This window comes from Candidatus Hydrogenedentota bacterium (genome assembly GCA_012523015.1).
Taxonomy (GTDB): Bacteria; Hydrogenedentota; Hydrogenedentia; order Hydrogenedentales; family CAITNO01; genus JAAYBJ01.
Window position 1 is genome coordinate 1 of the sequence record JAAYJI010000171.1, and the last position, 8,164, is coordinate 8,164.

Genomic DNA, 8,164 nt, shown 5'->3' on the forward strand with positions numbered 1-8,164 from the left:
GAACCTGCACGGAAGAAAATGCTCCCATTGATCTGATCCGGAATAGCCCTACGTGTTATACTCTTAGGGTGTTGCTAGGTTGCCGCTATGAATTGTAGACACGCTGTCCCCGGGACAGCACAAGGAGAATTCCGGCGTGAAGTATTTTTTCTATTGCGCAATTATAACCCTATGCCTCTCCATAACCGCTTGTCAAACGGACTCAGGAATCAGTGTTACCGACAAGGTATTGACCGATTTCGGGCTTCGTGATGCGCCGGAAGGCTATGTGACCGGCTCAGATCGTGTTTTCGAAGAGATGGATAAAGTGGGTACGACCGAACTGAAACGACTCAATGGGCAGGAACGGCACGGCGAGATCAAGTTCGATGATCAAGGTCGGCGCGGCTCCTACTACAAAGAAGTGAAAGTTTATGACAGCTTCATACCCATGGATGTAAGCGGTTCCCCGGGCGGCGGCGGACGCAGCCGCGGCTATACCGGAACCATCCAATACAAGTATCGTGTTCTGCGCGGAGAAAATAAACCAACCAAAGCAGAGGCAGCGGGAGAATCAGCCACGATCTCTTCCGGCGAAGAAGGGCGTGAATCCTATCGATACAATTTCTCTGTAAGCGGTATTTGGAACGGCGCCGCCGGCGAACGGTCCCGCAACTAAAGAATACTGAGGTTCTATGTCAGGTATCCCCCAACTTCGGCCGGTGATGATCACTTTCGTCTTGGCAGCCCTATTGCCGTCAGCCTTCCTTGGCGCAGAAGAGGCATTCCCTCCTATCTACGTGGTTGATGTGACTGCTCCTTCATTGGAGGCCTTACAGGACCTTGTCGCCATGCCCTACAGCGTGAGCCATGTGGCGCATAATACTGCGACCCTATACCTCAGCGCGCAGGAATATGCCGAGGTCGCGGCCTTGGGTTATCCTACACAATTACTTGAAATTGAAAGGGCTGCCCCTCGAAGTGGTGACAAGGAAGAAGCCTATATCGACTATGAAGAACTCGGCCCTATACTGGCGAATTACGAGCAGCAATATCCTGATTTATGCCGTGTCTATACACTGGGACAATCAGTAAGAAACCGCGAGATATGGGCAATAAAAATCACGGTTGATCCCGATACGCCCGCCGATAAGCCTGTAGTCAAATTTGTATCCACCATCCATGGCAATGAGCCCGTGGGCACCATGTTCTGTCTAAACTTTGCAGAAGAATTACTGGCTGATTATGACAGCAATCCCTATATCCAAGATTTACTGAACCGTACCGTTTTCTGGCTCGTGCCCATCGCCAATCCTGACGGTTACTATCTTGGCGTGCGATTTAACATAAACGTGATTGATCTCAACCGTAACTTTCCCATCTACGGCAAGGACTATGTGGACACGTGGTATGAAAGCGATGATCTCGGTGACGGAGGCCGCGAGATAGAGGTGAGCCATCTCATGCGCTGGCATGCACAAGAACCCTCCACGATTGCTGCCAATCTTCATGGCGGCGCCCTTGTCGCAAACTATCCTTATGATAATGATCCTCGGGTGCTAAGCGGTTCTGAAGCGAAGAGCCCGGACGACGATCTTTTTAAATTCATCTCGCTGCAGTATTCCTCCAATAACCCGCCCATGTATAGCAGTACTGCTTTCTATCAAGGCATTGTCAATGGCTCGCGCTGGTACAGCATCACAGGGGGCATGATGGATTGGCATTACCGCTTTCTGGGCTGTCCGGAAATAACCTTGGAAATATCGTTGGTAAAAAATCCGGCGCCTGCGCAGTTACCCCAATTGTGGCAAGACAATAGGGATTCATTTTTTGCCTACTCCGAAATGGCACACATCGGCATTCGCGGTCTATGTCTGGACCGGAACGGCGATGTGCCGCCTTGGACGAAAGTGATGGTTTCCGGTCGGGATCAACCCGTATTCTCCAATCCCTCCTTCGGTGATTATCATCGTCTCCTACTGCCGGGCACTTATTCGCTTTCCTTTTCCGCGCCGGGCTATATCACTTATTTTGTCGATGATATAACCGTGGAAGAAGGGCCTGCGACCCGGGTGGATCTCAGCTTATCAACAGGCGATATCGACGGTTCCGGCACTATCGACGACACCGATATTCAATGGGTGGTAGATGCCCTTTTAGGGCGTGCAATTCCCTATGATGCCGATGTGAATGGTCGGGGTATGTCTCCCACGGATGTGCAGGCAGTGAACAACCGCATTGGGGACAATCTCTTTTAATTCCGATTATTCTGTCACTACGGAGAAGCTGCGCTGACTCACTTCATTGGAATAATCGGTCACCGTTAATGTGATGAGAGTCTCTCCTGCCTTATCAAAACTGCGCACGACATTCTCTTTTTTGCTCTTGTTTCCTCCGAAATCCCATTCCACATGTTTAATCGATGCAGCCGGATTATAGCGTGCCGCTGTGCCGGCGGGATACTGCTCCGACAAGTGTATAGGCAGCCTGCCGGAAGGAGCTTGAATAATTTCAAGGGCGTTGAAAGTTCGTTTCTCCCCCGCTTTCAAACGCAAAGGCGTATCCACAGGCAGAATAGAGACAGGCGCTTTCCCCATCAAAATATCGGCGAGGGCTTGAATACTTTGTCCTAAATTTGCTGCATCACAATATGCCAATACGACAGCATCGGCCATGGTAAATTTCGTTGCATGCCGTGGATGTCCCAGATAAATGACCACCACATGCTGGGCGCTGCTTTTCAAGGCTCGGACCAGTTCCACCTGCGTTTCCGGCCGCGCCTTATCGCTCAAGATACAAATAATGGTGCGCAGACCGCGCATGTTCTTTGTCAAGCGTTCAATCTCAAAGCGCTGTACATCGCCTATATGCCGCGCTGTAGTAATGCGCTGACGAACCACCGGTTTCAGTTCTTTTTCGAGCAACTCAAACAGTTCTTCTACGCCTACGACGCCTGTAATACCGACGGGGGTACTCACCTTTTTTACCAAAGGCAAGACCTTCGGTTCATTCTTTAAAAGCGTTATGGCGTGCCGCTCCACATTCTGGCTGATTTCCTGCAATTTCTTCTTGTTTAATTGGCTGTCCGCTTTTTGTTCTGAAATGGCTTTAGTCGTTGCCGGAAAATTTGCTTTCAACTTTTTTATACGCTGCAAAGATTCATTGATGCGTGCTTCATCCAATAGGCCTGCCTTTACGGCGTACTCAATAGCGGCAATACTGCGCATGACCTGCACCAAAGATCCTTGCCAATAAAGTATGTCTGCGCCGGCAAGGAGCGCCTGTACCGCCGCCTCAGCGGGATCATAGCGGCCTTGCAGCACCTCATCATCCATAGGTCCGGCAACGACGACTCCGTCAAACTGCAGGCTGCCGCGCAGCAAGGTTGTTATCACTGCGGGCGACATACTTGCCGGACGGTTATCTATGTCCAGGGTGGGCGCAATCACATTGCCCACGTGAATCATGGGTGCTCCTTCATCGATGAGTTTTTTGTAAGGGAAACCGTCATTTTCAAGCAGTGTATTTTCCGGCGTGGTCAATACAGCCGCGCCTCGTCCGATACGGTTAGCACCGCCGCCGGGGAATCCGGAAGGCAGTAAAAGTATAGCCCTTTCCTGTAAAGCCTTGTAGAGAAGCGTTCCTGATTCCGCTGCATACTGGGGGTTGCTGCCAAAGGTGTTGAGCGTATCGGGCGCGCCCTGTAGGCTGGGCGCCAATTCCAAAGCAGGGCCAAAATGGAAATTCAGCCCCATAAATTGCAGATACAATGCCATAAGTTCGCCCGTGTCTTTAACGAGATTGGGACTGCCCGCAGCGGTCAGTGCCAGTAAGGTCGGTAATTGGATGAATTCACTGGGAACCGTTCGCAGATTGGCATCCACACGGTAGAGGTCTGTACCCAAAAGCAAGGGCAAAGGTTGATTTTGTTCCAAGGTATGCAATAGATTCACGATGCTGATGATATCGGCTCTTTTGGGGCTGTGGCGAAACATAACACCGCCCGGGAAATACTGGTCAAGAAATGAGATGTCCTGAACAGAAGGCTTCTGTCCTCCTTCCAAGGTGATCAGCATGAGTTGTGCGATGCGCATTTCGAGGGGCTGTTCTTCTATGGCAGCGACGGGCACCTTGTACTCCCCCTTCGTTGGGCTGAGTTCGGGAGGGCTCCAATATTCCTCTGCTTTTTCCGGATGAAAAGCGGAGGGCGGTGCGTCGTCGGCGTAGCCCACAAAAGAGGCGAAGAGAAAAAGTATGAAGATTAATGAGGTGAGGACGCGGTAAGCGGTCATGGCAGTATTCCTTGTTTATGATGCAAAGCATATCCTAACAAAGACAAGGTCAAAAATCGGAATTGATTTGCGGAGATGCCCTTTCTCGGAAGGCTACTTTTTCCCTGATACGTGACCGTGTCGTTTTTCTGTCTTTGTTATAATGCCTTCAATGGATCCTTAACACAAGAAAGCGCATCACGGAGGATAACATGATGATGTCTGCATTGCTTTTATTGGTTTTGAATACGGTCACGCTGCCTGTAGGCGACAATCCTGAAGCACTCCATTACCCTCATTTCCCGGATACAATGCACAGCTACGTTTGGCGCAATTGGCGTTTGGTGCCCCTGTCGCGCATTGCAGAAGTCGTGGAAGCCAATGAATCGGATATTCGTGCCATGGGCGCAGCAATGGGTTTGCCCGAAGCGCCCTTTATTTCGCAAGAGCAGTTGGATCGCACATATATCAGCATTATACGGGCCAATTGGCATTTGCTTAATTATCCTCAATTGCTGCGTCTTCTTGATTGGGATGAAGGGCGCCTTGCCTATACGCTGCAAGAAGATGATTTTTTATTCATCAAATTGGGCAGTTTGAAACCCAAGTGTCCGCCTTTAGTTTGGAAAGAAGCCGATGAGGCGGCGAAAGAACGTGAACAAGAAATAGCCGCCCTAGTGAACAGCCATTTCGGTACGACAGCCGGTGTTTGCGAAGACCCGCCCCTGTCTTTTGTAAAAAGCCTATCTTCCGATTTTGTTATGCCGCCGGAACGGAGCGATGAATCTCTCTTTGATCCACGCTTTTGTTATTCCTATTTCGCGCTCTACGGCGATCCATTGATGGAAGGCGATCCCTTCCCGGAGAATTACTTGAAGCGCCTCGCCGCTTCCGGAGTCAATGGCGTGTGGCTGCAGGGCGTCCTCTATACATTGTCCCCTTTCCCGTGGCAGCCCGAACTAAGCGCCCATTGGGAAGAACGGCTGGATCACCTTCGCCAACTGACGGAACGGGCGGAAGAACAGGGTATGGGCATTTATCTTTATATGAACGAGCCGCGCGTCATGCCCTTGTCTTTTTTTGAGACCCATCCGGAATTACAAGGCGTGACTGAAGGCGGTCATGCCACCTTATGCACCAGTCTGCCTGAAGTGCGGGAGTATCTCCGCGACGCCGTCGCTTCTGTGTGCCGATCCGTTCCGAAATTAGCAGGTATTTTCACCATATCTGCTTCCGAAAATCTAACCAACTGTTGGTCTCATCACCGTGGCCATGAATGTCCCCGCTGTAAAGACCGCAATCCGGGGGAGGTCATCGCCGAAGTGAACGCAACGATACAGGCGGGCATCGACCAAGCCGGTACTTCAACCAGACTGATCGCTTGGGATTGGGGCTGGGCCGATGAATGGGCACCTAAAGCTATTGCCGCCCTGCCTCAAAAAACCGCGCTCATGAGTGTGAGCGAATGGAGCATGCCCCTCATCCGGGGCGACGTGGACAGCCGCGTGGGAGAATATTCTATTTCCGCCATCGGACCGGGTCCCCGAGCACAGGGGCATTGGAAGCTGGCACAAGAACGAGGACTGACCACGCTCGCAAAAATCCAAGCCAATAACACATGGGAACTCTCCGCTATCCCCTATATCCCTGCAGCGGTTAATGTGGCGCGTCATGTGGAACGGCTACGCGATACGGGCGTGCGCGGGCTCATGCTCAGTTGGACGCTGGGCGGTCATCCGTCGCCTAATCTTGAATTGGTCTATGAGCTGGGTAAAAAACAAAAGGACGGCAGTTCCCTGAGCGCTGAAGCGGCGTTGGAAGTCGTTGCGGAACGACGCTTCGGCTTGGCAGCGCCGGAAATGGTTTCGGCATGGCATGAAATTAGCGCTGCCTTCTCAGAATTTCCCTACCATATCGGCGTTGTCTATCATGCGCCGCTGCAGGTGGGACCTGCCAATTTATTATGGGCTCAAAAAACAGGTTACCGTTCCACCATGGTCGGTATTCCATATGATGATTTGGCGACTTGGTGCGCCGTGTATCCGCCGGAAGTCTTTGCCGACCAGTTGGAACAAACTGCGGCAGGTTTTGAGTCGGGCGCAAAAGGCATGGAATCAGTACTCTCAAAAACCGGTGATAGAGAAGAACAAGAGAAGATTCGGCAAGAAGCATCTTTCGCCTATGCCGCCGCTATCCACTTTAAGAGTGTCGTCAACCAAGTACGCTTTATTCTTGCCCGCAACAAAGCAACCGATGCTATGCTCTCGGTGAAGGAAGCCGCCCTATTAAAAGCCCAACAAGAAAGCTTGCTGCGCGATGAAATCGCCCTTGCCAAAGCCCTGTACATCCTGCAAACCCATGATTCGCGTATTGGCTTTGAGGCAACAAACCAATATTTCTATACGCCTATGGAATTGGTTGAAAAAGTATTGAACTGTGAATGGCTGCTGTCGACCTTGTCGGCTTCGTCGTGATTCGGTCTTTTGGAATAACACGTCCCCTGCCACACACAACTGCGGCAGGGGAAAGATCTCAGTCCGCGCTGTATATCGCTGCCTTGCTTAGTTCAGACTTGTAAATAAGCCGATAATATTCGCCATACTGGGCAACACAGGCTGGGTAGCGCCCAAATCCATTGAAACTGAATTATCTTGACCGGGCGCAGGCGGAACATAGGGAATCCAGTCCACATGTCCATCCATAAATAAAACGTTACACCCGCCGGGAAGATGGTTAAAAAAAGATACGCCTTTACCCAAGTTGCCAAGTAGATCCATCATGGCGAAAATGGTGCTTTGCGCCATGGCGGAAGTTTGCGGATTATTAACATCGGTGACGAGAAAACGCTCATTTCCTTCTTTCATGCGATAAATCTTTTCACCGCCGCCGTTTCCTTGTCCCGGCAACACTTTCCAATCCGTATCGGCAATTTTGCACAAAGAAACGCCCAAGTTGGCATCCCCCACGTGTTGAAGAAATTCTAAGAGGATCTGCTCCACGCAAGCGCCAAATTGTTGCGGTGCCAATCCGTCTCCCGGTACTTCAAGGGCAAACATGGACGCCACACTGCCTAAAGCCGTGAAGGTGTTGATACTGACCGGTGGCAGTGACGGATGGTTTAATCGATCCAGCATCCACCCTAAATAGGCATAGCTGGCACCGGCTTTATAATTTCTTCGAGGTCTATAAAAATACCAGTCGCCCTTATCGTCTTTCAGATCGTCAACGGTTTCTTCTGCGTCGGAAGGGCAAATTAAAATGGAAGGATCGCTGTTATAATTAGGATACCAACAATGGATCATCGGCGCTGCAGCCAACTCCACGGCCGGTGCACTTCCTGAAAATTCAAGGTCAGGCCAACCGGGTGTATTGCGATTGGTTACTTGAAAAGGGGGAAAATAATCTTTTGTTCGTCGGCGTAGAGCTTAAAGATTGTACCCCACTGTTTCAGATTATTTTGACAGGATTTGCGCCGAGCCGCCTCGCGTGCACGGGCCAGAGCAGGCAAGAGAATCGCGGCAAGAATACCAATAATCGCGATAACGACCAACAACTCAATCAGTGTAAAACCTTTGGATTTCATCATAGTCATTCTTTCTTATGCAGTAAGATGCAGGATCATACCTAAAAAGACCACAATACTTTATCCAAACTTGTAATATCACCTCCTAGAAGCTGGATATCTTACTATTAATCTACACCAATCGAAACGAAACTTGCAAAAAAATAATTTCTATCCAAACTTCGCAGGTTCAAACTCTAATTGCAACTCCTTCCTGAAAAAAAAACTTCGGCCGGAGTTCTGTAATTAAGTGTTTTCCTTGGTCTATTATTTAAATCTTGAACAGCCCTTTGTAACTGCTCTTCAGAAATTGTATCAAAACGAGTCTTTTTGGGAAAGTATTGTCTTAAAA

4 protein-coding genes and 1 pseudogene are annotated in these 8,164 nt (G+C 50.1%); 3 read left to right on the forward strand and 2 right to left on the reverse strand.

The window, feature by feature from the left end; genetic code table 11:
• Positions 1-136 precede the first annotated feature (136 nt).
• Together GX117_07640 and GX117_07645 are read left to right on the forward strand one after the other, a co-directional pair.
• The gene (locus GX117_07640; GenBank protein NLO33212.1) at positions 137-658 is read left to right on the forward strand and encodes a hypothetical protein; all 522 of its coding nucleotides are present in this window, start codon (positions 137-139) and stop codon (positions 656-658) included.
• 16 nt (positions 659-674) lie between these two features.
• Positions 675-2,237 (forward strand): hypothetical protein, encoded by a 1,563-nt coding sequence (locus GX117_07645; protein ID NLO33213.1) that lies wholly within the window; start codon positions 675-677, stop codon positions 2,235-2,237.
• A gap of 6 nt (positions 2,238-2,243) precedes the next feature.
• Here the strand turns inward: GX117_07645 and GX117_07650 are convergent, their stop codons facing one another.
• Positions 2,244-4,271, reverse strand: coding sequence for a hypothetical protein (locus GX117_07650; GenBank protein ID NLO33214.1), 2,028 nt, complete (start codon positions 4,269-4,271; stop codon positions 2,244-2,246).
• 191 nt (positions 4,272-4,462) lie between these two features.
• Here GX117_07650 and GX117_07655 point away from each other — a divergent pair, with 191 nt between their 5' ends.
• Positions 4,463-6,724, forward strand: coding sequence for a hypothetical protein (locus GX117_07655; protein ID NLO33215.1), 2,262 nt, complete (start codon positions 4,463-4,465; stop codon positions 6,722-6,724).
• An 87-nt stretch (positions 6,725-6,811) separates the two neighbouring features.
• On the opposite strand, the pseudogene GX117_07660 reads toward GX117_07655, so the two are convergent.
• Positions 6,812-7,833: pseudogene (locus GX117_07660) on the reverse strand (DUF1559 domain-containing protein).
• Positions 7,834-8,164: the final 331 nt, after the last annotated feature.